The sequence below is a fragment of the Klebsiella sp. KPN54798 genome (assembly GCF_021184225.1).
GTDB classification, from domain to species: domain Bacteria; phylum Pseudomonadota; class Gammaproteobacteria; order Enterobacterales; family Enterobacteriaceae; genus Klebsiella; species Klebsiella pneumoniae.
On record NZ_CP089234.1, the window covers coordinates 4,952,165 to 4,976,313 of the forward strand.

General features: G+C 52.7%; 22 protein-coding genes. 15 read left to right on the forward strand and 7 right to left on the reverse strand.

All coding sequences use genetic code 11. The annotated features are described in order from the left end of the window. Positions 1-6: 6 nt before the first annotated feature. Entirely contained in the window at positions 7-3,336 is a 3,330-nt protein-coding gene (gene mscM, locus LPQ25_RS23795) for a miniconductance mechanosensitive channel MscM (RefSeq protein WP_004146716.1), read from the forward strand. A 37-nt stretch (positions 3,337-3,373) separates the two neighbouring features. Here the strand turns inward: mscM and yjeM are convergent, their stop codons facing one another. Both yjeM and epmA read right to left on the reverse strand, forming a co-directional pair. Further along, positions 3,374-4,876, reverse strand: a complete 1,503-nt coding sequence (yjeM, locus tag LPQ25_RS23800; RefSeq protein ID WP_012737206.1) for a glutamate/gamma-aminobutyrate family transporter YjeM — start codon at positions 4,874-4,876, stop codon at positions 3,374-3,376. 183 nt (positions 4,877-5,059) lie between these two features. Then, positions 5,060-6,037, reverse strand: a complete 978-nt coding sequence (gene epmA, locus LPQ25_RS23805) for an elongation factor P--(R)-beta-lysine ligase (protein ID WP_004146714.1) — start codon at positions 6,035-6,037, stop codon at positions 5,060-5,062. Positions 6,038-6,312: 275 nt separating this feature from the next. Here epmA and frdA point away from each other — a divergent pair, with 275 nt between their 5' ends. From frdA to LPQ25_RS23830, 5 genes are all read left to right on the forward strand, one after another. Beyond that, entirely contained in the window at positions 6,313-8,103 is a 1,791-nt protein-coding gene (gene frdA / locus LPQ25_RS23810; protein WP_012737205.1) for a fumarate reductase (quinol) flavoprotein subunit, read from the forward strand. Next, positions 8,096-8,830, forward strand: coding sequence for a fumarate reductase iron-sulfur protein (gene frdB / locus LPQ25_RS23815; protein ID WP_004177729.1), 735 nt, complete (start codon positions 8,096-8,098; stop codon positions 8,828-8,830). Before frdA ends, frdB begins: the two co-directional genes overlap by 8 nt. A gap of 10 nt (positions 8,831-8,840) precedes the next feature. After that, positions 8,841-9,236 (forward strand): fumarate reductase subunit FrdC, encoded by a 396-nt coding sequence (frdC, locus tag LPQ25_RS23820; RefSeq protein ID WP_002885530.1) that lies wholly within the window; start codon positions 8,841-8,843, stop codon positions 9,234-9,236. Between the two features lie 10 nt (positions 9,237-9,246). Then, positions 9,247-9,606 (forward strand): fumarate reductase subunit FrdD, encoded by a 360-nt coding sequence (frdD, locus tag LPQ25_RS23825; RefSeq protein ID WP_002885526.1) that lies wholly within the window; start codon positions 9,247-9,249, stop codon positions 9,604-9,606. 113 nt (positions 9,607-9,719) lie between these two features. Next, positions 9,720-10,253, forward strand: coding sequence for a lipocalin family protein (locus LPQ25_RS23830; protein WP_004222047.1), 534 nt, complete (start codon positions 9,720-9,722; stop codon positions 10,251-10,253). On the opposite strand, the gene sugE is transcribed toward LPQ25_RS23830, so the two are convergent. The 4 genes from sugE to efp all read right to left on the reverse strand — a co-directional run bounded on the left by sugE (position 10,250) and on the right by efp (position 11,788). Beyond that, positions 10,250-10,567 (reverse strand): quaternary ammonium compound efflux SMR transporter SugE, encoded by a 318-nt coding sequence (gene sugE, locus LPQ25_RS23835; protein WP_002885521.1) that lies wholly within the window; start codon positions 10,565-10,567, stop codon positions 10,250-10,252. The genes LPQ25_RS23830 and sugE overlap by 4 nt on opposite strands. Before the next feature lie 143 nt (positions 10,568-10,710). Further along, positions 10,711-10,857, reverse strand: coding sequence for a lipoprotein toxin entericidin B (ecnB, locus tag LPQ25_RS23840; protein WP_002885518.1), 147 nt, complete (start codon positions 10,855-10,857; stop codon positions 10,711-10,713). A gap of 159 nt (positions 10,858-11,016) precedes the next feature. Continuing rightward, entirely contained in the window at positions 11,017-11,148 is a 132-nt protein-coding gene (locus LPQ25_RS23845) for an entericidin A/B family lipoprotein (RefSeq protein WP_002885511.1), read from the reverse strand. Between the two features lie 73 nt (positions 11,149-11,221). Further along, entirely contained in the window at positions 11,222-11,788 is a 567-nt protein-coding gene (gene efp / locus LPQ25_RS23850; protein ID WP_002885506.1) for an elongation factor P, read from the reverse strand. 41 nt (positions 11,789-11,829) lie between these two features. Here efp and epmB point away from each other — a divergent pair, with 41 nt between their 5' ends. Further along, entirely contained in the window at positions 11,830-12,858 is a 1,029-nt protein-coding gene (gene epmB / locus LPQ25_RS23855; protein WP_002885500.1) for an EF-P beta-lysylation protein EpmB, read from the forward strand. Positions 12,859-12,978: 120 nt separating this feature from the next. On the opposite strand, the gene LPQ25_RS23860 is transcribed toward epmB, so the two are convergent. Further along, positions 12,979-13,623: a winged helix-turn-helix domain-containing protein gene (locus tag LPQ25_RS23860; RefSeq protein WP_002885498.1), complete on the reverse strand. Its 645-nt coding sequence runs from the start codon at positions 13,621-13,623 to the stop codon at positions 12,979-12,981. A gap of 481 nt (positions 13,624-14,104) precedes the next feature. Here LPQ25_RS23860 and LPQ25_RS23865 point away from each other — a divergent pair, with 481 nt between their 5' ends. From LPQ25_RS23865 to yjeJ, 8 genes are all read left to right on the forward strand, one after another. Continuing rightward, positions 14,105-14,668, forward strand: coding sequence for a fimbrial protein (locus tag LPQ25_RS23865; protein ID WP_004872803.1), 564 nt, complete (start codon positions 14,105-14,107; stop codon positions 14,666-14,668). Between the two features lie 58 nt (positions 14,669-14,726). After that, complete coding sequence (locus tag LPQ25_RS23870; protein WP_004872804.1) at positions 14,727-15,413, forward strand: fimbrial biogenesis chaperone; 687 nt, start codon at positions 14,727-14,729, stop codon at positions 15,411-15,413. Between the two features lie 35 nt (positions 15,414-15,448). Then, positions 15,449-17,992, forward strand: coding sequence for a fimbria/pilus outer membrane usher protein (locus LPQ25_RS23875; protein WP_014908086.1), 2,544 nt, complete (start codon positions 15,449-15,451; stop codon positions 17,990-17,992). 23 nt (positions 17,993-18,015) lie between these two features. Further along, positions 18,016-19,050 (forward strand): fimbrial protein, encoded by a 1,035-nt coding sequence (locus LPQ25_RS23880; RefSeq protein WP_014908087.1) that lies wholly within the window; start codon positions 18,016-18,018, stop codon positions 19,048-19,050. Between the two features lie 302 nt (positions 19,051-19,352). Continuing rightward, a complete protein-coding gene (locus tag LPQ25_RS23885) occupies positions 19,353-19,721 on the forward strand; it encodes a hypothetical protein (RefSeq protein WP_012737199.1) in 369 nt (122 codons plus the stop codon). A 104-nt stretch (positions 19,722-19,825) separates the two neighbouring features. Further along, a complete protein-coding gene (locus tag LPQ25_RS23890) occupies positions 19,826-21,112 on the forward strand; it encodes an HlyD family secretion protein (protein ID WP_014908088.1) in 1,287 nt (428 codons plus the stop codon). After that, entirely contained in the window at positions 21,105-23,228 is a 2,124-nt protein-coding gene (locus LPQ25_RS23895) for a peptidase domain-containing ABC transporter (RefSeq protein ID WP_012737197.1), read from the forward strand. Before LPQ25_RS23890 ends, LPQ25_RS23895 begins: the two co-directional genes overlap by 8 nt. Before the next feature lie 11 nt (positions 23,229-23,239). After that, complete coding sequence (yjeJ, locus tag LPQ25_RS23900; protein WP_012737196.1) at positions 23,240-24,103, forward strand: YjeJ family protein; 864 nt, start codon at positions 23,240-23,242, stop codon at positions 24,101-24,103. Positions 24,104-24,149: the final 46 nt, after the last annotated feature.

A 24,149-nucleotide genomic window follows, 5' to 3' on the forward strand; every position in this document is an offset into this window, starting at 1 on the left:
TATGCCGTGCGCCTGATATACACTTTCCTGTTGGCCTTGAGCCTCAGTTTCGGGGCGTACGCTGCGACAGCCCCGGATGCTAAACAGATAACCCAGGAACTGGAACAGGCGAAGGCGGCAAAGCCCGCCCAGCCTGAAACCGTTGAAGTTCTGCAGTCCGCGCTGAACGCGCTTGAGGAGCGAAAATCATCCCTCGAGCGCGCCCGTCAGTATCAGGACGTTATCGACAATTTCCCCAAACTGTTTCAAAGCCTGCGTGCCCAGCTCAATAATCTGAGCGAAGAGCCGCGCCAGGTGCCAACCGGCCTGACCGCCGATGCGCTGAACCAGGAGATCCTGCAGGTCAGCAGCCAACTGCTGGAATCGAGCCGCCAGGCGCAGCAGGAGCAGGATCGCGCGCGTGAAATCGCCGACTCCCTGAACCAGCTGCCGCAGCAGCAAACCGATGCCCGTCGTCAGCTCAATGAGGTTGAGCGCCGCATCGGCACGCAAACCGGCAACAATGCTCTCGCCCAGGCGCAAAATCTTGCCCTGCAGGCGGAATCGGCGCGTCTGAAGGCGCTGGTGGATGAACTCGACCTCGCCCAGCTCTCCGCCAACAACCGCCAGGAGCTGTCGCGCGCCCGTTCCGAGCTGGCGCAAAAACAGAGCGAGCAGCTGGATGCCTATCTGCAGGCGCTGCGCAATCTGCAAAACAGCCAGCGCCAGCGGGAGGCGGAAAAGGCGCTGGAGAGTACCGAACTGCTGGCGGAGAACAGTGAAAACCTGCCGCCGGACATCACCGCCCAGTTTAAGGTCAACCGTGAGCTCTCCCAGGCGCTGAACCAGCAGGCGCAGCGCATGGATCTGGTGGCGTCCCAGCAGCGGCAGGCGACGAATCAAACGCTGCAGGTGCGCCAGGCGTTAAACACTCTGCGCGAGCAGTCGCAGTGGCTGGGCTCCTCCAATCTGCTGGGCGAAGCCCTGCGCGCCCAGGTGGCGCGGCTGCCGGAGCGCCCTCGCCCGCAGCAGCTGGATACGGAAATGGCGCAGCTGCGTGTGCAGCGTCTGCGCTTTGAAGATTTGCTGAGTAAGCAGCCGCAGCTGCGGCAGATCCGCCAGGCCGACGGCGAACCGCTGACCAGCGAGCAGAACAAGATCCTGCAGGCGCAGCTGCGCACGCAGAACGAGCTGCTGAACTCGCTGCTGCGCGGCGGCGACACCCTGATGCTGGAGCTCACCAAGCTGAAGGTCGCCAACGGCCAGCTGGAAGACGCGCTGAAAGAGATCAACGAAGCCACCCACCGCTATCTGTTCTGGACTTCGGACGTCAGCCCCATCGGCTTCTCCTGGCCGCTGGAGATCGTCCAGGATCTGCGGCGCCTGATCTCCCTGGATACCATCAGCGAACTGGGCAAAGCCAGCGCGATGATGCTTACCAGCAAAGAGACCCTGCTGCCGCTGTTTGCCGCCCTGCTGCTGGTTGGCTTTAGCATCAGCTCGCGGCGCCATTTCACCCGCTTTCTCGAGCGCTCCAGCGCCCGGGTGGGGAAAGTCACCCAGGATCACTTCTGGCTGACGCTGCGCACGGTCTTCTGGTCGATACTGGTGGCCTCGCCGCTGCCGGTGCTGTGGATGACGCTCGGCTATGGTCTGCAGTCCGCCTGGCCGTTCCCGCTGGCGGTGGCGATTGGCGATGGAGTCACCGCGACGGTGCCTTTGCTGTGGGTGGTGATGATCTGCGCCACCTTCGCCCGGCCAAACGGGCTGTTTATCGCCCACTTCGGCTGGCCGCGTAGCCGCGTGGCGAAGGCGATGCGCTACTACCTGATGAGCATCGGGCTGATTGTGCCGCTGATTATGGCGCTGATCATGTTCGATAATCTTAACGACCGCGAATTCTCCGCTTCGCTGGGCCGCCTGTGCTTCCTGCTGATCTGCGGCGCGCTGGCGGTGGTCACCCTGAGCCTTAAGCACGCCGGTATTCCGCTCTATCTGGATAAAGAGGGGAATGGCGACAATATGGTGAACCGCCTGCTGTGGAACCTGATGCTTGGCGCCCCGCTGGTGGCCATGCTGGCGGCCGCCGTCGGCTACCTCGCCACCGCCCAGGCGCTGCTTGCGCGTCTGGAAACCTCGGTCGCCATCTGGTTCCTGCTGCTGGTGGTCTATCACATCATCCGCCGCTGGATGCTGATCCAGCGCCGCCGGCTGGCCTTCGACCGGGCCCGCCATCGTCGCGCGGAAATTCTCGCTCAGCGCGCCCGCGGCGAAGATGAGCCCGTTCACGTCAGCAGCCCGGAAGGGTCGGTGGAGACGGAGGTCAGCGAGGTCGACCTCGATGCCATCAGTACCCAGTCGCTGCGGCTTGTCCGCTCCCTGCTGATGCTGATCGCGCTGCTATCGGTCATCGTGCTGTGGTCGGAAATTCACTCGGCGTTTGGCTTCCTTGAGAATATCTCGCTGTGGGACGTGACCTCGACGGTACAAGGGGTGGAAAGCCTTGAGCCTATTACGCTTGGCGCGGTATTGATTGCCATTCTGGTGCTGATCATCACCACTCAGCTGGTACGCAACCTGCCCGCGCTGCTGGAACTGGCGATCCTCCAGCATCTCGATTTAACCCCCGGCACCGGCTACGCCATCACCACCATCACTAAGTATCTGCTGATGCTGGTCGGCGGGCTGGTGGGCTTCTCAATGATCGGTATCGAGTGGTCGAAGCTGCAGTGGCTGGTCGCCGCGCTGGGTGTGGGTCTCGGGTTTGGCCTGCAGGAGATCTTCGCCAACTTTATCTCCGGCCTGATTATCCTGTTTGAGAAGCCGATCCGCATCGGCGATACGGTCACCATTCGCGACCTGACGGGCAGCGTCACCCGCATTAATACCCGTGCGACCACCATCAGCGACTGGGACCGAAAAGAGATTATCGTGCCGAACAAGGCGTTCATTACCGAACAGTTTATCAACTGGTCGCTGTCGGACTCGGTTACCCGCGTGGTGCTGACGGTGCCGGCGCCTGTGGACGCCGATACCGAAGAGGTGACGAAAATTCTCATCGCCGCGGCGCATCGCTGCTCGCTGGTCATCGATACCCCGGCGCCGGAGGCGTTTCTCGTCGACCTGCAGCAGGGGATCCAGATTTTCGAGCTACGTATTTTTGCCGCGGAGATGGGGCACCGCATGCCGCTGCGCCATGAGATGCATCAGCTGATCCTGGCGGGCTTCCGCGAGCATGGCATTGATATGCCGTTCCCTCCATTCCAGATGCGTCTGGAAAGTATTGACGGCAGGCAAAGCAGTAAAACCATGACCTCGGCCGGAAAAACCAGCCGCCGTACGGCTGGTAGCCTGTAAACCATCCCCTGCCCGGCTGCACCGCCGGGCAGGTTCTTTAACTCTCCATCACCAGCGCGCCGGACGCCATGCGCCGACGGTAGCTTTCGTAGATCCCCAGCGCCAGCAGTGAGAAGAAGATCGGCCCACCGACCATCCACAGGGTGCTGTTCCAGTCCCCGCTGTCGATGACGGGTTGGATAATGGTGAAGATATTGGCGAAGGTCACCACCAGCAGCACCACGCCGGTCGCCAGCAGCGTCGACGGACGGTTTTTGAAGATCACGAACGGCCGGTCAAGATGGGTTTTCGCCTTGAAGAACGGGAAGGCGATGGTCAGGAACAGATAAGGCAAGGTCATAGAGACATTGGCCATCAGCGTCAGCTTGTTATAAAACGCGGAAGCGCTATCCCCACCGAACGATACCAGTACGATAAACACCCCGACCAGCAGACACTGCAGCCACATCGCCGCGGCGGGCATTCCGTTGACGTTGAGACGGGTCATCACCGACGGCCAGAGCGCTTTTGGCGTGCCCTGGATAATCGCTTTCAGGGGAGAATAGCTGAGGGTGAAGAACGCGCCGGTGTAGGCGAGAAACATCGACAGGCCGGTAATTCGGGCGAACCAGACCCCGGTCAGGGCTGACGCCGCAGGGGTCAGGTGCAGGGCCTGGCCCAGCGTCGCCCCGAGGCTGGTCATCAGCACATAGGTGATGTTGCCGAGGTTGGTCGAACGCGCGCCAAGCACCTGCTGCCAGTTGGCGCTCACGCCCCACAGCACAATCGCCAGCGAGTAACCGATCGAGATAACGATCGCCGCGATGATAATACCTTTGGCAAAGTTCTTTTCCGGCTTATCGGTCTTATCCACTAAGCCGCCGACCGCCTCAATTCCGCCATAGGCAAAGATGGCAAATACCACAAACGACAGCATCGCCATGCCCGACTGATACCCGGGATTAGGCGAAAGGGTGAAGATTAACGGCTGGGCGAAATGACCGCCGTTAAGCAGAAGGATCGCCCCGCTCACCAGCAGCAGCACCAGGTTAAGCCCCATCACCGCGATACCGCCGACGGCGGTAATTTTAGCGATTTTATTGATCCCTTTGACGGCAATAAAGGTCACCACGACCATCCAGCAGGCCGCCAGAATACCGACCGTCTGCGTCGGCGTCAGGCTACCCAGCGCCCAGGTCTGGGTTTTGTCCGCGCCAAACAAAAAAGTAGAGAGCGGGACCCAGATCTTAGCGGCGGTACTCACCATCCACACTACGTACGAGGCAAACCACATAAAGGTACCAATGAAGGCAAAGCGCGGCCCGACGCTGTGGTTCATCCAGGAATAGATCCCGCCCTCTTCGCGACGATAAGCTGAGCCCATCTCCGCCATCATCAGCGCGAACGGGATAAAGAAAAAGAGGGCGGAAAAAAGGTAAAACGGCATCGCGCTATAGCCCATCAGATAAAACGCCGATGGGCTGTTGGCAAAGCCAAACACCGAGGTGAAGATCATCAGAATCAGCCCGATCAGGCTCATCTTCTTGAGTTGTTGATGCATAAATCTATCCAAACGTGGGCATCGCCCCGACGAGCGACGCCTGGCCTCATAAAAAGAGCGCGGATAGTAGCAAAATCACGGAGGGAAATTGTGGGTATTCGGGCTAAAGCCGGGGCGAGGGTGTCAGGTTCAGAGTCGTCTTTCACCTCCCCCACCCGCCGGCGGAGGGAGGTGAAAAAGCGATCAGGCGCGGTCTACCGTAAAGGCGATCACTTCGCCGATGCTTTCAGCGCCCAGCGCCAGCATGACCACGCGGTCAACGCCCAGCGCCACGCCGGAGCAGTCCGGCAGACCCGCCTCCAGCGCCGCCAGCAGGTTGTTATCGATGGGCTGCTGCGGAAGGCCGCGCGCGGCGCGTTTGCGGTTATCCTGCTCAAACCGCAGGCGCTGTTCATGGGCGTCGGTCAGCTCGTGGAAACCGTTCGCCAGCTCAATACCTTTGTAATAGACCTCAAAGCGCTCAGCGACCCGATGATCTTCCGGGCTGATCTGCGCTAAAGAGGCCTGAGTCGCCGGGAAATGATAAATGAACGTTGGTCGATCTTTGCCGATGTGCGGCTCCACGCCCATGGTGAACAGCAGCTGCAGCAGGGTATCGCGATCTTCTTCAGTATCGGCGATATTGCTCAGATCCAGCTTCGCTGCGACTTCACGCAGCTGTGCTTTATCGGCAGAGAGCGGGTCAATTTCCAGATGGCGCTGAAACGCCTGCTGATAGGAGAGACTTTCCGCCGGTTGGCACTCCAGCACCTGCTGCAGCAGATCGTCCACCTCATTGATCAGGCGATACATGTCATAGCATGGACGATACCACTCCAGCATGGTGAATTCCGGATTGTGATGACGCCCCATCTCTTCATTACGGAAGCTGCGGCACAGCTGGAAGACCGGGCCGCAACCTGCCGCCAGCAGGCGCTTCATGTGGTATTCCGGACTGGTCATCAGGTACAGGTTAAGCCCCTGAGAATGGCCCGGGCCGACGAAACGGGTTTCGAACGGGAACAAATGAATATCCGTTACCGTCGCCTGACTCATGCAAGGCGTCTCCACCTCCAGCACGCCGCGATCGGTAAAGAAACGGCGGATTTCCGCCATCACCGCCGCGCGCTTCAACAGATTGGGAATGGGTGCGCTCGGCTGCCAGGTTGCCGTCTCGCTCATGGTACTTTCTCCGATTGCAAATTAAGGGCACGAAGTCTACTCGCAACCGGCGAGTGAAACAAATTTTGTGCAATCTCCGGCAGACTACATGCCATTAATCTATCGTTAACCCTGACGCATAAATACCACTGATAAATAACCGCACATATCGATAAAAAAATCGAACACGTCAATTTTCCATACTGACCCTAAGGCTATACTCCTGTACCTATAAAGGAGCAGTGATACTTTTTCGCCAGCCCGGCGGCGAAATACACTAAAACTGGAGGAATGTCGTGCAAACTTTTCAAGCCGATCTCGCCGTAATTGGCGCCGGCGGGGCAGGCCTTCGTGCCGCTATCGCCGCCGCTCAGGCCAACCCCAACGCTAAAATCGCCCTGATTTCTAAAGTCTATCCGATGCGCAGCCATACGGTCGCTGCAGAAGGGGGATCCGCAGCCGTTGCCCAGGATCACGATAGCTTTGAGTACCATTTTCACGACACCGTCGCGGGAGGCGACTGGCTGTGCGAGCAGGATGTCGTCGACTATTTTGTTCATCACTGCCCGACGGAAATGACCCAGCTGGAGCAGTGGGGATGCCCATGGAGCCGCCGCCCCGACGGCAGCGTCAACGTCCGACGCTTCGGTGGCATGAAAATCGAACGCACCTGGTTTGCCGCCGACAAAACCGGCTTCCACATGCTGCATACCCTCTTCCAGACCTCCCTTCAGTTTCCCCAAATTCAGCGCTTTGACGAACATTTCGTCCTTGACCTGCTGGTCGATGACGGGCAGGCCCGCGGCCTGGTGGCGATGAATATGATGGAAGGCACCCTGGTGCAGATCCGCGCTAACGCCGTGGTGCTGGCTACCGGCGGCGCCGGGCGCGTCTACCGCTACAACACCAACGGTGGCATCGTCACCGGTGACGGGATGGGGATGGCCCTGGGCCATGGCGTGCCGCTGCGCGACATGGAATTCGTTCAGTATCACCCGACCGGCCTGCCGGGCTCCGGGATCCTGATGACCGAAGGCTGCCGCGGCGAAGGCGGGATTCTGGTCAACAAAAACGGCTACCGCTATCTGCAGGATTACGGCATGGGCCCGGAAACCCCGCTCGGCGAACCGAAGAATAAATATATGGAGCTGGGCCCACGCGACAAAGTGTCCCAGGCCTTCTGGCACGAGTGGCGGAAAGGGAACACCATCCCGACGCCGCGCGGCGACGTGGTCTACCTCGATCTCCGCCACCTCGGCGAGAAAAAACTGCTGGAGCGTCTGCCGTTTATCTGTGAACTGGCGAAAGCCTACGTCGGCGTCGATCCGGTGAAAGAGCCGATCCCGGTGCGCCCGACCGCGCACTACACCATGGGCGGTATTGAAACCGATCAGCAGTGCGAAACCCGGATCAAAGGGCTGTTTGCCGTGGGCGAATGCTCGTCCGTTGGCTTACATGGCGCCAACCGCCTGGGCTCCAACTCGCTGGCCGAGCTGGTGGTCTTCGGCCGCCTGGCCGGGGAGCAGGCCATGCAGCGCGCCGCTCAGGCGGGCGAGGCAAACGGCGCCGCCCTCGATGCGCAGGCTGCCGATGTGGAGCAGCGCCTGAAAGATATCGTCAACCAGGAAGGTAACGAAAACTGGGCGAAAATTCGCGATGAAATGGGGCTGTCGATGGAGGAAGGCTGCGGCATCTACCGCACGCCGGAGCTGATGCAGAAAACGATCGACAAGCTGGCTGAACTGCAGGAGCGCTTTAAGCGCGTGCGCATTACCGATAACTCCAGCGTGTTCAATACCGATCTGCTTTACACCATTGAGCTGGGGCACGGTTTAAACGTTGCCGAATGTATGGCGCACTCGGCCATCGCCCGTAAAGAATCGCGCGGGGCGCACCAGCGTCTGGATGAAGGCTGTACCGAACGCGACGACGTCAACTTCCTCAAGCACACTCTCGCCTTCCGCGAGGCCGATGGCACTACCCGTCTGGAATATGGCGATGTGAAGATCACCACGCTGCCGCCGGCAAAACGTGTCTATGGCGCAGAAGCGGACGCGGCTGAGAAGAAGGAGACCACCCATGGCTGAGATGAAAAACCTGAAAGTCGAAGTGGTGCGCTACAATCCGGAGGTCGACACCGCACCGCACAGCGCATTCTATGACGTGCCTTATGATGAACAGACCTCGCTGCTGGACGCGCTGGGCTACATCAAAGACAACCTGGCGCCAGACCTGAGCTACCGCTGGTCCTGCCGAATGGCAATCTGCGGTTCCTGCGGCATGATGGTCAACAAGGTGCCGAAGCTGGCCTGCAAAACCTTCCTGCGCGATTACACCAAAGGCATCAAAGTTGAGGCGCTGGCCAACTTCCCGATCGAGCGCGATCTGGTGGTGGACATGACCCACTTTATCGAAAGCCTGGAAGCCATTAAGCCGTATATCATCGGCAATAACCGCACGCCTGACCAGGGGCCAAACAAGCAGACCCCGGCCCAGATGGCGAAATACCATCAGTTTTCCGGCTGCATCAACTGCGGGCTGTGCTATGCCGCCTGTCCACAGTTCGGCCTGAACCCGGAATTTATCGGCCCGGCGGCGATCACCCTCGCCCACCGCTATAACGAAGACAGCCGCGACCACGGTAAAAAGGAACGCATGGCGCAGCTTAACGGCCAGAATGGCGTCTGGACCTGTACTTTCGTTGGCTACTGCTCGGAAGTGTGTCCGAAGCACGTCGACCCGGCGGCCGCGATCCAGCAGGGCAAGGTGGAAAGCTCGAAAGACTTTCTTATCGCCACCCTGAAACCACGCTAAGGAGTGCATTATGACGACGAAACGCAAACCCTACGTGCGACCAATGACCTCCACCTGGTGGAAAAAGCTGCCGTTTTATCGCTTCTACATGGTACGGGAAGGCACAGCGGTACCGACGGTATGGTTTAGCATTGTGCTGATTTATGGGCTGTTTGCCCTCAAGCACGGCGCCGAGAGCTGGGCGGGATATATCGGATTCCTGCAAAACCCGGTGGTGGTAATCCTCAACCTGATTACTCTGGCGGCGGCGCTGCTGCACACCAAAACCTGGTTTGAGCTGGCGCCGAAAGCCGCCAACGTCATCATCAAAGGCGAAAAAATGGGGCCAGAGCCGGTCATTAAAGGGCTCTGGGTGGTGACGGCGGTGGTCACCGTGGTGATCCTGTTTGTCGCCCTGTTCTGGTAAGGAGGCTGAGATGATTAATCCCAATCCGAAACGTTCCGATGAACCCGTATTCTGGGGGCTGTTTGGCGCAGGCGGCATGTGGGGCGCGATCGTCGCGCCGGTGATGGTGCTGCTGGTCGGCATCCTGCTGCCGCTGGGGCTCGCTCCGGCCGACGCCTTCAGCTATGAGCGTGTGCTGGCCTTTGCCCAAAGCTTTATCGGCCGCGCATTCATCTTTCTGATGATTGTCCTGCCGCTGTGGTGTGGGTTGCATCGTATTCACCACGCCATGCACGATCTGAAAATCCATGTGCCAAACGGTAAATGGGTCTTCTACGGCCTGGCGGCAATCCTCAGCGTCATCACCCTCGTTGGCGTACTGTTTATCTGATCCTGCAAGAGCCCGGTCGCATTTCTGCTACCGGGCTCGCTTCATAGAAAAATCTTGCCGCCTTTTCCCTGCTGGACTCTACACTTAGCTTAAAAGCCAGCAAGGAGCATGCCATGCGTATCCTGCCGATAATCACCGCGATTGCCGTCTCGTTCCTGTCTGTCGCCTGCAGCACGCCCACCCCGCCGCCGGGCGTCACCGTGGTCAGTCCCTTCGACGTTCAGCGCTATCTGGGTACCTGGTATGAAATCGCCCGCTTTGACCACCCTTTTGAAAGCGGGCTGGAAAAAGTCACGATCGCCTGGCACCCACGTGATGACGGCGGTCTGGATGTGGTGAATAAAGGTTATAACCCCGACCGCGGCATGTGGCAGAAAACGGACGGGGTAGCGTACTTTACCGGGGAGCCCAGCCGCGCCGCGCTGAAGATTTCCTTCTTCGGCCCTTTCTACGGCAGCTATAACGTCATTGCTCTGGATAAGGAGTATCGTTACGCGCTGGTCTGCGGCCCCGATCGCGACTATCTCTGGCTGCTGGCCCGGGCGCCGACCATCGCCCCGGAGGTCAGGCAGCAGATGCTGGACATTGCCACCCGACAGGGCTTTGATGTCGGCAAACTGGTCTGGGTCAATCAGCGCTATGATTAGTGCGCGCTGATCTTCAGGCCAATGATGCCAATCACGATACAGACAAGGCTGGCGATACGCATGGCGCTGGCGGATTCCCCTAACAGCACAATACCGGTCACGGCGGCCCCCACGGCGCCGATCCCGGTCCAGACGGCGTAGGCGGTACCTACCGGTAGGGTTTTCATCGCCCATGAGAGCAGCGCCATGCTGGCCACCATCGCCACGATGGTGATAACGCTGGGAACCAGGCGGCTAAAGCCATGGGTATATTTCAGGCCGACGGCCCACACCACTTCCAGCAGGCCAGCGATAAACAAGACTATCCAGGACATAAGGCTCCTTTGCTGGGGCCGTCCCCGGATGAGAAACGCTTACGGGTCGTCCCGTAAGGTGGATGAAAAGTCGTGGTGAGTATATCCAACGGAATGAGAGAAGTGAAGAACGGTACGGCGCTAAACCGTACCGTTGACGGCGTTTATTGCTGAGCTTTGGTTGCCGCGCCAGAGATTGCGTTGCCGCCGTCTGAAATATCCTCACCGACACCGCGCGTGGTGTTACAAGCGGTCAGTGCTGAAGAGAGGACCAAAACCGTAAAGAACGCTGCAATCGTTTTTTTCACCATAATGTCATCCTTAGTGTCAGTTTTGTTTTCATGCCCTATAAGCATAGACAAACCGTCCAAAGATGAAGGGATCTTTGCGATTTTTAAGAGAAAAGGAGTATGCGTGGAGGAGGCTGACATACCGGGAGGCAAGCGCCATTAACGAAACGGCAGGGAAATTCAGCTCACAGCGTGAGAGATAGCGTGGCCCAGGCCCTGAATATCTTCGCCCACACCGCGGGCGGTATTGCAGCCAGCCAACAGCGCGCTGCTCAGAAAGAGTAACACCAGGAGTTTAACGCTGCGCTTCATGTATCGTGCTCGTTGTGCCTGTACGAAAAGAGCGGCGCAGCACGGAGGCTACGCCGGTCATCATGACGCGAAATTACTTCACGCGGGATACATATTCGCCAGAGCGAGTATCCACTTTGATCACTTCGCCGATCTGAACGAACAGCGGAACTTTAACCACCGCGCCAGTAGACAGGGTCGCCGGTTTACCGCCGGTACCCGCGGTGTCGCCTTTCAGGCCTGGATCGGTTTCAATGATTTCCAGCTCAACGAAGTTCGGCGGGGTGACCGCGATCGGCTGGCCGTTCCACAGGGTCACGATGCACTCAGCCTGATCCAGCAGCCATTTAGCGTTATCACCGATCGCTTTCGCGTCAGCAGACAGCTGCTCGAAGGTTTCGTTGTTCATGAAGTGCCAGAACTCACCGTCGTTGTACAGGTAAGTCAGGTTCATATCGACAACGTCCGCGCCTTCTGCGGAATCGGTAGATTTGAAGGTTTTCTCAACGCGGGTACCGGTCAGCAGACGGCGCAGCTTAACGCGCGCAAACGCCTGGCCTTTACCTGGTTTAACGAATTCGCTGGCTTCTACCGCATAAGGTTCGCCATCTAACATGATTTTAAGACCAGCACGAAAATCGTTGCTATAGTAAGTCGCCATAAGGCCCTCTGAAATTGTTTAACTGGTAGCTAAGCCACAAAATGGCGCATATTGTAACCCTAAATACCCCATCCAGAGAAGATTGGATAACGCAACTTGCCAATGTTGTGACCAGTCCTGATGAACTGCTGCGTCTTTTAAATGTAGACGCTGATGAAAAACTGCTGGCCGGACGCGAGGCCAGACGCCTGTTCCCGCTGCGCGTCCCACGCGCGTTTATCGCCCGCATGGAGAAAGGCAACCCTAACGATCCGCTGCTTCGTCAGGTACTTACCGCCGAGGAAGAATTTATCGTCGCCCCCGGCTACTCCACCGATCCGCTGGAAGAACAGCACAGCGTGGTGCCCGGTCTGTTGCACAAATATCGCAACCGGGCCCTGCTGCTGGTGAAAGGCGGTTGTGCAGTCAATTGCCGTTATTGTTTCCGCCGCCACTTCCCATACGCCGAAAATCAGGGCACCAGGCGCAACTGGCAGACGGCGATGGACTACATCGCGGCACATCCGCAGCTTGATGAAATCATCTTCTCCGGCGGCGACCCGCTGATGGCGAAGGATCATGAGCTTGACTGGCTGATGACCCAGCTGGAAGCTATTCCACACGTTAAGCGTCTGCGTATTCACAGCCGCCTGCCAATTGTGATCCCGGCGCGCATCACCGAGACGCTGGCCAGCCGCTTCCAGCGTTCGTCGCTGCAGGTGATCCTGGTTAACCACGTTAACCACGCCAATGAAATTGACGGTGAGTTTCGCGCGGCGATGGCCATGCTGCGTCAGGCGGGCGTCACGCTGCTCAACCAGAGCGTGCTGCTGCGCGGGGTGAACGACAACGCGCAAACCCTGGCCGACCTCAGCAATGCGCTGTTTGACGCCGGGGTAATGCCCTACTACTTGCATGTGCTGGATCGGGTGCAGGGGGCGGCGCACTTCATGGTCAGCGATGATGAAGCCCGTGAAATCATGCGTGAACTATTGACCCTCATCTCCGGCTATATGGTGCCGAAGCTGGCGCGCGAGATCGGCGGGGAACCCAGCAAGACGCCGCTGGATTTAGGGCTGAAGCAGCGTTAATAAACTGAAGGTCTGCCAGGACGTTCTGGCAGACCTTCGATAGGAAGATTTCGACAGACGGGTGTTAAGGTGACCAGCAAATGACTATCGCACCGCGCTATAACCCCTGGGTGCGACGAGCTACCGGTTTAGCACGACCAACACAATAATATTAATTACAATCATCACTACAATTAGCGCGATTAACCATATGGGTATTTTAAAAGTAACATGTAACCGCTCAGATACTTTTTCACCTTCTTCCGGTTTATTTGCCATCAAATCACTGCCATGATTTGATGAGTTTTCTATTAGTGGAAGATTTAAATGAGTGTCAGGTTTTTCCTTATCTTCAGAAATAAAGCCGACAACTTTATTATTCTGATAATGCGTTAATGTCACCCGGTTCATATTCTCGCACTCTTCATCAGAGAGAGGAATGACCAATGTATTCGGAGCGACGCTAAAGCCTTTTTGCCGGACGGTGATAATGATATCCTCAGATAGCCCAGCTTTTACCAGCGATTTTCGCAGCAAAGAGATATTTTGATAGAACGTATTTTGCGAAACGACCACCCCCCGTGTTTCCCATACAGCCGCCAGGAACTCATCCCGCGAAATGACTTTGCCGCAATTCTGCAAAAGCAGCAGCAAGCATCTGGCGGTTGGCGCATTGAGGCTGATGCACTCCCCGTCCCCGGCAAGCGGCCGCAGCTCATTCATATTGGCATTAAATATAATCTCCTGATTAATTATACACCCATTAAATAATACTGCGTCATCCATATCCTTGCCCCACGTAACCCTATTATCCATAATAAAATCAAATGATTTCAACCAAACGATTATGTGAACATTCTTGTTTCAGATGGAAACAGGTACATTTCACATTGAAGTTCAGCCCACAGGATACCGCAGATAAAAAAACAAGCGATAGCTAACTTGCTTAATGGTCACATTTTCAGATTAAATTAATCTCAACTGGAATCCACATCTCATCAGAGATGGGGGGCAGCATTAAATTCACGGGTGCTTCATCAATAATTCACAAGCATTTTTTGCACCAGACTTTTAAATTACTCCCGCTTCTCCATGGTTCGCTATGGCAAGCGATATGGTAGCGTCGTTCAACAGGATGATTGGTCTCAGCACTATATAAAGGAAAGCTGACGCTTATTTTCAATATCAATGCGAATGCATACTCCATTCCCTTGATAACTGTTATCGATTCTACACAGGACTAAGTATCTATATATGGATTAATTAAATGAAAAAGACAATCGTAGCTGTAATGGTCGCTGCATCTGCAGTGCTGAGTGCTCAGGCAATGGCAACCAACACCGCTCAGGTAACTGTACTGGGTGAAGTCTCTGATGCAGCTAACTCTTGCGTCGTGACTCCGACGGGTACCCTGAACAACGGTATCGTACAGCTGATCACTGTTACCACCACCGAAGCGAACGCTGAAGCGGCTGGTAAACTGTTCAAAACTCAGGACTTCGGTTTTGATGTGAAAGACTGTGCCCAGGGCAGCACTTCACCGGTAACCGCTGTGACCGTAAATGTTAGTGGCACCTCCAGCAGCGATGCAACCATTCTGGACAACACCGCCGCTAACGGTGCAGCCGGTATCGGCATCGGTATCCAGCGCGTCAGCGATGCACATCGCGTAGCCTTCGACGGTTCCGACACTATGTCCGAAAGCTACTCTGCAACCAACGGTACTCAGCTGAAGTACACCACTGGTTATGTAAGAACTAACGCCGCGACTCCGGTTACCGAAGGTCCGGTTAAAGGTGTTGCGACCTTTACTATCGATTACACCCTCTAATTTTTCCCTAAAGGGTCCCGCTTCACGGCGGGCCCTTTTTTGCATTCAGAGAAAAGCCATGTTCAGGACCTTATTAAATCTCACCGTATCCTGTGCATTACTCCTCAGCAGTATTGCTCATGCCGGTATTGTCGTTGAATCCACCCGCTACCTCTATAAGGAAGGTGCGCGTGAAATTACCGCGCAAATCGAAAATAAAGATGATATTCCCTATCTGATTAAATCCTGGGTTGAAACGCCTGCAGGGAAAGCGCCTTCGTTTATGGCTACCCCACCGCTTTTTCGCCTCGAGGGGAAACAACAGAATACGGTTCGTCTGTTTGCCACCGGCAACGTTAATGCGCCGACCGACCGGGAATCCATGTACTATTTTAACGTGATGGCGATTCCTCCGGCAGATGATGCCAAAGCGAATAACAATACTATTCAACTGGCGGTTCGTCACCGCATGCGTCTGGTCTATCGTCCCAAAACACTTTTCGACCTCTCCCCTAATACGGAAGCGAAAAAGCTCGAATGGCGTAAGGCCGGCAAAAAGCTGACCATCAAAAATCCGACACCGTTTTTCTTTTATTTCAATAGCATCCAGCTTGGTGGGAAAGAAGTGAAGCCGGAAGTCAACTCCGTCGCCCCAATGACGACCAAAGAAGTGACGCTAAAAGAAAATATTAATGCCTCCAGCATTACCTGGAAAGTGGTCAATGATTATGGCGGAGCAGGGTCGCTCTATTCCTCATCGCTGTAATAAGAAATTTATTTTATCATTATAGGGATGTGTCTATGCCAAATAAGAATAATGGATTATTCAAACTATCCACCGTCTTTCTCGCAATGCTTCCGGCATTGCTTTCTGGTTTGAATAATAAAGCGCAAGCACGTGACTTTTTCGATCCCTCATTCATTAGCTCATTGAATGGTAGCGATCCATCAACCACTCCCGATTTATCCATATTTCAGACTCAGAACGCGCAGGCGCCAGGGGATTATCGGGTCGATATTATGTTTAATGGCCGCTACCTGGACACCAGGACCATAAAGTTTGTCGCCAACAATCGCGCCAGCAGCGATAACCGCGAACCCGCTCTGGTTCCCTGCCTGAGTCTAAAAGCACTCGCGGAATATGGCGTAAGGATAAAAGCCTTTCCAGAGTTAGCCGAGGATCAAAACGGCTGTGCAAACTTTTCTGTCATTCCTGACACCAAAGCAGATTTTGACTTTACCGCCCAGCGCTTAAATATCTCTATTCCGCAGGCGGCCTTATCCACCACCGCACAGGGATATATTCCACCGGATCAGTTTGATGACGGCATCAACGCGTTATTGGTGAACTATCAGTTCAGCGGCTCAAACGACATGCAGGCCAATAATGAATACTACAGTCTGAATCTGCAGTCCGGCCTCAACGTTGGCCCGTGGCGCATCCGTAACCTCAGCACCTGGAATAAAAACAACAGCGGTGCCGGGGACTGGGATTCCGCCTATCTCTATATGCAGCGCAGCATCCGCTCCATCAACAGTAACCTTGTGATGGGTGAGAGTTCATCGCTCAACGGTATCTTCGACAGCGTGCCGTTTACCGGTATTCAGCTGGCCACCGATACGACGATGTTGCCGGAAAGTATGCGCGGCTATGCGCCAATTATTCGCGGTATCGCCAGAACCAATGCCCGCGTCATCATTAAACAAAACGGCTATCAGGTATACCAGACCTATGTCGCTCCCGGGGCGTTTGAAATCACCGATATGTACCCGAGCGGCGGTAGCGGCGACCTTTACGTCACAGTGGAGGAATCCGACGGATCGAAACAAGAATTTGTCGTGCCGTTCGCCACCCTGCCGGTGATGGTCCGTGAGGATCAGCTGGAATATGAGATCACATCTGGTAAATATCGCCCGTACGATGGCGGAGTCGATGAAACGCCGTTTACCCAAGCCACCGCGACCTACGGCGTCTCCAGCAGCATGACGCTATATGGCGGCATGCAGGCGGCTTCGCGATATCAGGCGCTGTCGACAGGGCTTGGCTATAACCTTGGTGAACTGGGCGCCGCCTCGGCAGACGTCACCCAGGCCTGGTCAAAAATGAAAGAGAATGAAAAGACCTCCGGACAGTCCTGGCGTGTTCGTTACGGGAAAAACATTCTTGAAACGGGTACAAACGTGACCATCGCCGGCTACCGCTACTCCACTCGCGGATTTCATACTCTCTCAGAGGTCCTGGATAGCTACTCTAATGACGGCTACTACACTTCGCGCTCGCTGCGCAACCGTACCAATTTGACGGTTAACCAAAGCCTGGGTAAAGGTCTCGGTAGCCTGTCGGTAAGCGGATTAATCGAAGATTACTGGGATGATAAGCGTACCAACAAGTCGATCAGTGTGGGGTACAACGGCGGTTTCCGCAATGTGAACTACTACCTCGGCTACAGCTATAACCGCTATACCTGGAGCGGAGATAACTCCGGGAAAGACGCCCGGGACGACCAGCGCATTACACTGACCGTAACGCTGCCGCTGAGCAATTGGCTGCCTGGCACCTACACCAGCTATCAGTTAACCAACAGCAATCCGGGATCAACCGATCAGTCGGTTTCCATCGGTGGTAATGCGCTGGAGAACGATAGCCTGGAGTGGAGCCTGCAGCAAGGGTACAGCAACCGGGAATACTACAGCGGCGATATGCGGGCGACCTATAACGGTGCCCGCGGCAGCGTCAACGCTGGCTACAGCTATGATCGCAGCAGCGAGCGCATTGACTACGGCGCCAACGGCAGTATCGTTGCTCATGCCGATGGCATCACTCTGGGTCAGGACATCACCGACGCAGCGGTACTGGTTAAAGCGCCGGGGCTGGATAACGTCAGACTGACTAACGACAACACCATTTCTACCGACTATCGCGGCTACGCCATCGTCCCATATGTAACACCATACCGTCGCACCGATATTACGCTCGACAGCTCCACGCTTGGCGAAGATATGGAGCTGCCGGAAACCACGCAGAGCGTCGTTCCGACGCGCGGCGCCATCGTGCGTGCAAACTATGCCGGCAATATCGGCCAGCGGGCCTTTGTGCATCTGAAAACCGCCAGCGGTCAGGACGTGCCTTATGGCGCGATGGTTCTACTCGTCGGCGACAGCAAATCGCAGCCAAGCATCGTTAGCGATGCCGGTATGGTCTATATGTCCGGGTTGCAGCAGACCGGGATCCTTAACGTCCAGTGGGGCAAAAGCGCAGCACAGCAGTGCAATGCTTCATTTACTTTACCGGCCAGGGAAGGCAAAGCGTCTGGCATCAGTCAAATCGAAACGATTTGCCGGTAAGCATTCATAGGGGAAAGGTATTAATGAAAAGAATATTTATTCTAATGACATTACTGATACTTGGCAGCGAGGCTACTGCTAAGTGTACATATGATGGTAATGTTAAACGCCAGGGGTTAACGCTAAGTAATGTAAAAATACCAACGGATACGTCTATTCCGGTAGGCACGGTATTATATAGCCGTAAGTTTGGTACAGGTTCATATAAATCGTTCACTTGTAATAAAAATACGGATGACCAGTATATTATTGATATCGGTGCCGCCGTCGTTCCTGGCGTCACCGGACTTCAGGGTGGTCCGGTATATGAAACAGGGATCGAAGGTATCGGTTTTCAGGTCTCAGATCTCTTACGTAGCAAAAATGGCTCTCTGGTTGCCGCAGCAGCAGGCTCAACGCTGGTTCCCATTTCGAGCTCATCAGAAAATAACTATCAAGCCATTACGGTATGGTTAATAAAAACCAAAACTGTGATTGACACAAGCACAAAATCAACTTCGAATCCCTCGGTTTCATTTTCTGTTGGAAATATAAAAACTAACCCCAGCCCTTCAGAGCGCCTATTGTATAACGTAACTTCAATTTCCATTAAAGACATTAATTATCGTTCTACATCTTGTAATATTTCTACTCCACGCTCGCAGGTTACCTTGAATCGCATCGATAAAGGTCAATTAATGTCACTTACTCGTGGTGCGATAACGCCCTCGCAGAAGACCATTGCCATGAACATTAGCTGCCCGAATGATTCCGTAGGAAATACGGTCACCTATTGGTTTAACCCGATCGGCGGAAACAGTGCATCGGGTGATGGCATTGTTGACAATATGCTTACGGGAACAACAGCAGCTAATAAAGTAGGGGTTATATTCAAGCTATCGGGTAGACCCGTTGTCTTCTATGATACCGACAGCTACAGCTATAAAATAAACAACAGTAATGATCTCAATAAAACCATCAACTTGACCGCTGATTACTATAGGCAAAGTGACAGTAGCGCCGATGTCACATTGGGACTTGTTAAAGGAATGCTGGAAGTCGTTATTCAGGAAGATTAACTCATCCTCTTAATCATTATTGCCGGGGCGTTATCTACGCCCCTGATTTATTTTTTAAACTGCAGTTGATTAATAGAGGTTTTTGTGAACCTTTCAAATATTCAACTAACACCGCAAGTTCATTCTTCAATGACAATAATTACAACTTGTATTATTTGTGAAGTCATTAATGAAGAACCTTATTCACATATAATTCATGAAAATTTTATTGATTATCTTTAAAAATATACCTAATGTTCTGCACCGGGCGGTTACATCGACCCGTAAATTCAACCCATATAATATTTAAGGGAATAATAGTAATGAAACAATTAACTGTATTTGAAATGGAAGAAATCTCTGGCGGCTATACTTGGGATTTTTCCTCTGCTTCAGCAGCTTTTACTTCACTGGCTAGCAACGCTGTTGAAGCAGTTGCTATCGGTGCCCTTGGTGGGATTATTTGTTCCATTGTTGGTGCCGCAGTTGGTGGTTTCCAGGGAGGGTCAAATGGCGGGCTTTTAGGATTTGGTCTAATCGGTAATGGTGTAGGTGCTATTGCAGGTTTTATTCTTGGCGCTATGGGTGGCGTAGCTGGAGCGGTTGCCTTAGGCTGGGATAAATCCATTGATATCCTGTTAGAATTTGTAGATAAAGGCCTTGATGGTACCTTTGCACCTTGGCTGAATTAATGAATTATTTATCAATATAATAATGCAACACAATTAAAAACAAAGGCCTTTCAGGCCTTTGTTTTCCTTATTAACATAAAGACAAAAAGCGTAAAACAACTAATATGAATAATAAGCTTTATCGCACGGAAGCGATCGAATATAAAAGGCATCACTGGAGAGGAAAAGCTTTGTTATTGGCTGGATTACCTGCATGGTTAATAGTATTATTATCTACTTTATTTTTAATTGCACTGATCGTTGCGGTGATATTTTGTAAGTTTACACAACGGATAGATGTAAAAGGAGAGGTCATCACTCTCCCTCATTCTATTAATGTGTTTTCGCCACAACAGGGATTCATCATCAAGCAGTATGTTAAAATAGGTGATCTTGTCAAAAAGAATCAACCTTTATACGAGATAGACGTTTCTCGTAACACGAGTAGCGGTAACGTTAGTGCTGCGCAAGTAGAATCTATTAATGAAAAAATTTATAACTCAGAAGAAATTATCAAAAAACTGGTTCACAATAAAAAACAGACGCTGAACGCGCTAAATGAACAATTAAAAACATCTACTGACTCGCTTAAAGTAACGATCAGAATGTTGCAAAACACGCAAGCCGGCCTCAAAAAAATGCATGATAACCTTGCGAGTTACGACAAATATCTTAGTGATGGTTTAATTACTAAAGATCAATATAACTATCAGCATTCTTTATACTTCCAACAGCAAAGTGCCTACCAGTCTCTGGTTAGTCAAAAAATGCAACTTGAATCACAGATTACACAACTTAACAGCGACAAAGTAACAAAAGCTGCTGATTTTGACAATCAAATATCAAGTCAATATAATCAGACTAATGATTATAAGAACCAACTCATCGAATCTAATGCTAATGGTAACCTTATTGTTAAAGCTACCGCAGATGGCAGAATAGAATCATTGTCTGCTACACAAGGCCAAACGGTCGATAACGGTAGTAGCCTGGCGCAGATAAAGCCTATAGGTAATGTTGAGTATTACCTTATACTTTGGTTACCTAACAATAGCATTCCCTATTTAAAAATAGGTGATTCTATTAATATCCGTTATGATGCCTTTCCTGCAGATAAATTCGGGCAGTTCCCCGGAGAAATAATTTCCATTTCTTCCATGCCGGCCTCACGCCAGGAAATGTCAGAATATACAAATGTAAATAATGGCAGCACCCAACAGGAACTAGCACTTTACAAAGCAATCGTAAAAATAAAGGATAAAGAATTCAGTTACAAGGGGAAAACATTGAGCTTATCTAATGGGCTTAAAGCTCAGGCTGTCGTTTTTCTTGAAGAACGTCCTTTATATATGTGGATGTTTACCCCTATTTATAAGATTTCTCAAAGTGTGAGCGGCCCTGTCAATGACTAACCAATTATTTGAAAAAATCATCGCAAAAGTTAATTTTTCACTTCTGAAGCAAACACCCGTTATATTGCAATCGGAAGCCGCTGAGTGCGGAATCGCATGTCTGGCAATGGTTTGCGGCTACTATGGTCTGGACATTGATCTGTTCAATTTCCGCCAGCGTTATGGCAGCCCTTCGCAGGGCGTAACGCTAATGTCCTTGAGCAAAACAGCGGAGCATGCTGGTTTAAAAAGCCGGGCGCTGTCGTTAGATCTGGATGAAATCCGCCAGCTCAAACTCCCCTGTGTCCTGCACTGGGGGATGAACCACTATGTGGTGTTGACCAAAGTACGCAAATCCAGCTTTGTCGTACACGACCCAGCGCTGGGTAAACGCATCATTGGTAATCAGGAGATGTCCAATTATTTTACCGGCATCGCCTTAGAACTCTGGCCCGACCAAAATTTCCAGCAAGAAAAGGCTAAGTCTCGCCTGCGCCTGTTGGATCTGATGCGTAATATTGTCGGATTGAAGTCAGCGCTGTTGAAAATTTTCGCCTTCTCAGTGGTTGTTGAAGCCATTGGCTTATTGCTGCCGATAGGTACTCAACTGGTTACCGACCATGTGATTATGGCGCACGACCAAAGCCTGCTATCAGTCATCTGCATTGGTCTGGTCTTTTTTACGCTATTTCGCACCTTCATCAGTATGCTCCGCGCCTGGACGTCCTTAACACTGAATACCCTGACAAGTATCCAGTGGAAAACTACCCTTTTCGATCATTTAACCAGCCTGCCGCTGTCGTTCTTCGAGAAACGACACCTCGGGGATATACAGTCACGTTTTTCCTCACTGGATACCATTCGATCAACATTTACCAATAGTATCGTCAGCGGCATTATTGACTCGATTATGACTATTGGCCTGCTGATCATGCTGACCCTTTACGGCGGCTGGCTGACATGGGTGGTTGTCGGCTTTACCCTTTGTTACGCCATTATGCGGCTGGGTACCTATCGCTTTTATCGCCGAGTAGCAGAAGAGCAAGTGATCAAAGGCGCACGCTCCAGTTCGCACTTTATGGAGTCGCTATATGGAATCTCGACCATCAAAGCACTGAACCTAAAAGAGCGTCGTTCCCAGCACTGGCTTAATATAAATATTGAGGCCTGCAATGCCGGTATTAAACAGACGCGCTTTGATATGATGTTTGGTGGTATTAATACTTTTATTACCACTATTGATCAGGTCGCTATTCTTTGGCTGGGCGCCATTATGGTTATTGATAATAATATGACCCTCGGGATGTTTATGGCTTTTAACGCCTACCGTGGTCAGTTTTCACAGCGCGCTTCCAGCCTGATCGATCTGTGTATGCAGCTGCGTATGCTCTCTTTACATAACGAACGACTGTCAGAAATCGTCTTTAGTGAACCGGAAAAAGAACTTCCCGCACGAGCAGTTTTCTCTCAAGACTCTGGCGCCAAACTTGAGATAAAAAATCTTAGTTATCAATACGACCCATTTTCACAGCCGATTTTCTCCAATATCAATATCACGGTAGAGCCAGGTGAATCAGTTGCCTTGATCGGCCCTTCAGGCGTCGGTAAAACCACGCTGTTAAAAGTGATGTGCGGACTGTTGTCGCCCACCAGCGGTGATGTGTTAGCCGATAATCTCGATATCACCAAAATTGGTCTCAATAATTATCGTCTTGGTATCGCCTGCGTACTGCAGGAGGACCGCCTTTTTTCTGGGTCACTTATCGATAATATCAGCGGCTTCGAAGATAACGCCGACCTTGATTTTGTCATGGAATGCGCCAAACGCTGCAATATTCATGACGAGATCATGAAGATGCCGATGGGTTATGAAACCATTGTCGGCGAACTAGGATTGGGCATTTCAGGCGGGCAAAAGCAGCGTATTCTGATCGCTCGCGCTCTTTATCGTAGACCAAGTATTCTTTTTATGGATGAGGCAACCAGCCATCTTGACTTAAAAAATGAGTCGGTGATAAATCAGTCTATTTCAGCATTAAGCATCACCAGGATTATTGTCGCTCACCGGCCATCTACCATTGCGTCAGCAGATCGAATCATTGACTTATCGCAGCCTAAAACGATCGCAACAGCTTAAAAGGAGAAAAAATGCAAGGAACGTTTATTGGTTTTAATACTGCTGGAATCACCTTTGAGGAGCATTTCTTAGCTCTACTGTTAAAAGTGAAACAGGAAAATGGGTTCTGTCAGACTTATTATTTACAGGCCCCGGTTCTGGCTGACCTTCTACTGATATTGCAGAGCAGACTGCTGGTGACTGTTCAGCGACTGCAGGAAAATGGAGCTAGCTATAAAGAGGAACTCAGCGCCTGTAATGAGTCAATTATCGCTAATATGCCTTCTATTGAAATGGAGGAGATACAGCAGCCTAACCCTGAGCAACGTATAATGTCGATCACGCTTAAACCAGGAGAAACTCATTCTACGCTGATACTGATTCTGCAAAATGAACAAATCTGTACTTTGATTATCGATGACCAGCAGGTTGAAGCGCTTATTTTTGGTATACAGCAATCATTAAAAATTGTAGGCGATAAAGCGCTTGCAGCTTATCTAGCTGCTAGCCTTGATTTTTTAATGTGTTATGCCGTCGACTTAACCACTCAACCCAATATTGATTACCAGCAGTATCCCCAGGAAGAATGGAAGCTAAACCTGTTTTCCCATTATCTGGGCGTGCTGTACTGCTGCGAGACAGACGAAGGCAAGAAAATTGTCTCCGGGGCGGTGGTGAAAACCAGCGCGCCGCATTTGTCGGAACTGGAAAACAACGTTGTGACGCGGATTATCGAGAAAAGCCCCAAGCTCAAGGCGATGCACGCGGAGCTGGCGCCATGCCAGATCTTCAGTACCATTATCCCTTCCCAGCCGGGAAGAATGCTCAGTCTGGAAGAATGCCTGCGTCCCCTACACGCCTTCTACCTTGAAAAGAAAGCGGAGCTTAGCGCCTGATCCTCATCTAACGACCACGCCTCTCTCTGCGCTCGCGGAGAGAGGC

Bases quoted from the DNA above. Each gene is read 5' to 3' on its own strand.
- yjeM (WP_012737206.1), bottom strand. From the start codon at position 4,876: ATGCATCAACAACTCAAGAAGATGAGCCTGATCGGGCTGATTCTGATG.
- LPQ25_RS23865 (WP_004872803.1), top strand. From the start codon at position 14,105: ATGAAAAAGACAATCGTAGCTGTAATGGTCGCTGCATCTGCAGTGCTG.
- LPQ25_RS23895 (WP_012737197.1), top strand. From the start codon at position 21,105: ATGACTAACCAATTATTTGAAAAAATCATCGCAAAAGTTAATTTTTCA.
- frdB (WP_004177729.1), top strand. From the start codon at position 8,096: ATGGCTGAGATGAAAAACCTGAAAGTCGAAGTGGTGCGCTACAATCCG.
- LPQ25_RS23860 (WP_002885498.1), bottom strand. From the start codon at position 13,623: ATGGATGACGCAGTATTATTTAATGGGTGTATAATTAATCAGGAGATT.
- epmA (WP_004146714.1), bottom strand. From the start codon at position 6,037: ATGAGCGAGACGGCAACCTGGCAGCCGAGCGCACCCATTCCCAATCTG.
- frdC (WP_002885530.1), top strand. From the start codon at position 8,841: ATGACGACGAAACGCAAACCCTACGTGCGACCAATGACCTCCACCTGG.
- LPQ25_RS23880 (WP_014908087.1), top strand. From the start codon at position 18,016: ATGAAAAGAATATTTATTCTAATGACATTACTGATACTTGGCAGCGAG.
- LPQ25_RS23875 (WP_014908086.1), top strand. From the start codon at position 15,449: ATGCCAAATAAGAATAATGGATTATTCAAACTATCCACCGTCTTTCTC.
- ecnB (WP_002885518.1), bottom strand. From the start codon at position 10,857: ATGGTGAAAAAAACGATTGCAGCGTTCTTTACGGTTTTGGTCCTCTCT.
- sugE (WP_002885521.1), bottom strand. From the start codon at position 10,567: ATGTCCTGGATAGTCTTGTTTATCGCTGGCCTGCTGGAAGTGGTGTGG.
- yjeJ (WP_012737196.1), top strand. From the start codon at position 23,240: ATGCAAGGAACGTTTATTGGTTTTAATACTGCTGGAATCACCTTTGAG.
- LPQ25_RS23845 (WP_002885511.1), bottom strand. From the start codon at position 11,148: ATGAAGCGCAGCGTTAAACTCCTGGTGTTACTCTTTCTGAGCAGCGCG.
- efp (WP_002885506.1), bottom strand. From the start codon at position 11,788: ATGGCGACTTACTATAGCAACGATTTTCGTGCTGGTCTTAAAATCATG.
- LPQ25_RS23830 (WP_004222047.1), top strand. From the start codon at position 9,720: ATGCGTATCCTGCCGATAATCACCGCGATTGCCGTCTCGTTCCTGTCT.
- LPQ25_RS23890 (WP_014908088.1), top strand. From the start codon at position 19,826: ATGAATAATAAGCTTTATCGCACGGAAGCGATCGAATATAAAAGGCAT.
- LPQ25_RS23885 (WP_012737199.1), top strand. From the start codon at position 19,353: ATGAAACAATTAACTGTATTTGAAATGGAAGAAATCTCTGGCGGCTAT.
- frdD (WP_002885526.1), top strand. From the start codon at position 9,247: ATGATTAATCCCAATCCGAAACGTTCCGATGAACCCGTATTCTGGGGG.
- LPQ25_RS23870 (WP_004872804.1), top strand. From the start codon at position 14,727: ATGTTCAGGACCTTATTAAATCTCACCGTATCCTGTGCATTACTCCTC.
- epmB (WP_002885500.1), top strand. From the start codon at position 11,830: ATGGCGCATATTGTAACCCTAAATACCCCATCCAGAGAAGATTGGATA.